Origin of the sequence: Stenotrophomonas sp. 278 (assembly GCF_003935715.1) — a bacterium.
Taxonomy (GTDB): domain Bacteria; phylum Pseudomonadota; class Gammaproteobacteria; order Xanthomonadales; family Xanthomonadaceae; genus Stenotrophomonas; species Stenotrophomonas maltophilia_AH.
On the sequence record NZ_RHPP01000258.1, the window covers coordinates 1 to 2,430 of the forward strand.

4 protein-coding genes are annotated in these 2,430 nt (G+C 66.0%); 1 reads left to right on the top strand and 3 read right to left on the bottom strand.

The window, feature by feature from the left end; translation table 11 throughout:
- Positions 1–206: 206 nt before the first annotated feature.
- Complete coding sequence (locus EGJ34_RS21350; RefSeq protein WP_125362406.1) at positions 207–512, bottom strand: DUF3861 family protein; 306 nt, start codon at positions 510–512, stop codon at positions 207–209.
- Between the two features lie 260 nt (positions 513–772).
- Positions 773–1,171, bottom strand: a complete 399-nt coding sequence (locus EGJ34_RS21355; RefSeq protein WP_125362407.1) for an HU family DNA-binding protein — start codon at positions 1,169–1,171, stop codon at positions 773–775.
- Between the two features lie 282 nt (positions 1,172–1,453).
- Here EGJ34_RS21355 and EGJ34_RS21360 point away from each other — a divergent pair, with 282 nt between their 5' ends.
- Positions 1,454–1,888, top strand: a complete 435-nt coding sequence (locus EGJ34_RS21360; RefSeq protein ID WP_125362408.1) for an OsmC family protein — start codon at positions 1,454–1,456, stop codon at positions 1,886–1,888.
- 88 nt (positions 1,889–1,976) lie between these two features.
- On the opposite strand, the gene EGJ34_RS21365 is transcribed toward EGJ34_RS21360, so the two are convergent.
- A partial coding sequence (locus EGJ34_RS21365; protein ID WP_148100553.1) for a PhzF family phenazine biosynthesis protein occupies positions 1,977–2,430 on the bottom strand: 454 nt, incomplete at its 5' end.

Sequence of the window (2,430 nt, forward strand, 5' to 3'; positions counted from 1 at the left end):
GCCTCGGCCTCGGCCGCGCGCGCCGCGGCGACGCCGGCGTCAGAGACGTCCATGGGTGCCGGGCGATCGTCCGGCGTGCGCGCACTTTCGGGTTGGCAGGAACATCCGCCCAGCAGCAGCGGCAGCAGGATCACGACTCGACGCATGGCAGACACTCCCCGGAATTGAGGGCAGTGTAGCGTTGGACACCCGGCCCAGGCGGTGTGTCAGCCGCGTTGGATCGCTTCCAGTGCGGCCAGCACCTCGTCCAGCTGCGGCTGCAATGCCGTCAGCGGGTGGCTGGTGTCCTGCGCATGGCGTCGGGCCAGGTCCTGCAGCAGCTGGGTGGCGACGATGGCTGCGGCACGTTCATCGCCGCTCAGGCCACTCTGGCGGCGCGCCGCTTCCAGCAGCCGCATCCAGTCCTGCTGGGCGCGGTGTTCCAGTTCGATGGTGCAGCGCCCACTGCACTGCAACCCATCCTTTTCAATCGGGGTGACGGTAATGCGGTAGCGCTGGGAGGTGCTGGTCATGGCGGCAGGCACGGGAGGGGACGTGTCCACCTTAGGCGGGGCGCGGCGCGGCGACGACAGGCGCGGCTGCACGCAGTGTTCCACCCTGTGCGTCTCAATCGTGCGACCGGAGCCGCAGAAGGCCGCTGGATGCGGCTTGGCGGCGTTGTGGGGCGCGTTGCCGGGTTTTGGCAACGCTGTGTTTCGCGTGGAGGCTAGCCCCAAAACGAAACGGGACGGCGATGGCCGTCCCGTTCCGGTGTTGCCTGGAGGCGCGCAGATTACAGCGCGGCGTCCTTGAGCTTCTTGAGCGGACGCACCTTCAGCTTGGTGGTGGCCGGCTTGGCGGCGAACCACTGCTCTTCCTTGGTGAACGGGTTGATGCCCTTGCGCTTCGGCTTGGCCGGAACGGCGACGGCAGTGATCTTCAGCAGGCCCGGCAGGGTGAAGCTGCCAGCGCCCTTCTTGTGCACCGAAGAGGCCACTGCGCTTTCCAGCGAGGCCAGCACGGCGCGGACGTCCTTGGCGACAACGCCAGAGGCTTCAGCGATGTGTGCAACCAGGCCGGACTTGGTCAGCACTTCCTTGATCGGCTTCGGAGCGGCCGGCTTGGCGGCTGCCTTCGTTGCGACTTTCTTCGCTGCCTTCTTCGGGGCAGCCTTCTTAGCGGTCTTTGCCATGGTTTCCTGTTCCGTAACGGTTGGTTGTTTGGTCGCGCCGAACCCCGTCGGCAAGCGAAATGTAGGGCAAGTCACCTGCGCCGCCAATAGGCAAACGCATAAATTTCAGGTTTTTTTGCATGTGCGGTTACCGCAGTGCATCAGGTCATGCCCTGAAAACAGGGTGGCACGACCGGGGAGGGGCGCGCTAGAGGGGGTGCGGTGGGCACGCCGGACCGACACCGTGCTAACGCGCGACGGTCTACGCTGGCCCGGCCATTCACCCCGCAGAGGACACATCAAATGGGCATTTCGCGTCACGCTAAAGCGCACTGGGAAGGTGACCTGAAGACAGGCAAGGGACAATTGAGCACGCCGCAGAGTGGCCTGCTGGACAACACCCGCTATGCCTTCAGCAGCCGTTTCGGCGATGAGAAGGGCACCAATCCGGAAGAACTGATCGCCGCCGCCCACGCCGGCTGCTTCACCATGGCGCTGTCGGCCAAGCTGACCGAAGCCGGTTTTCCGCCGACCACGCTCGACACCGAGGCAAAGGTGGATCTGTCGATGGAGGGCGGTCCGCAGCTCTCGCAGATCAGCCTGTCGGTCAAGGCGGTAGTGCCCGGCATTGACGAGACGCAGTTCCGCGCCGTGGCCGATGACGCCAAGCAGAACTGCCCGGTTTCCAAGGCATTGAGCGCAGTGCCGATCAGCCTCAAGGCCGAGCTGGCGAGCTGATTTGCGCAGGATGCCGTAGAGCCACGCCCTGCGTGGCTGTGGGCCTGGATCGAAATGGCGCAGCCACGCAGGGCGTGGCTCTACGGTCTTACCAGTTGATCGTGCCGGTGATCACCGTCTGCACCTGTCCACCTGACCACACATCGCCGTCCGCATCGATATGCAGATGCAGGCGCGCATCGTGGCCCACTTCGCGGCCCTGGCTGACCACATAGTTGCGGCCCTTACCCGGCAGCGCGTCGCGACTGTCCAGCCAGGCGGCCAGCACCGCATTGGCCGCACCTGAGGCGGCATCTTCAAAACGCCGGCCGTTGCCGACAAAGGCCCGCACCGCCAGGTCATGGTTGGCATCGGTGCTGCGCGCATAGGCAAAAACGCCCATGCTGCCAGTGCTTTCGGCGAGCTGCGCGACGGCGTCCCAGTCCGGCACCAGGCCACGCAGGGTGGCTTCATCGGCCAGCTCCACCACCCACCAGCTGCGCCCGCCGTCCATGCGTGCCGGCGGCAATGCGCCCAGGGCCCAGCCGCGCAGCGCGGCCTGC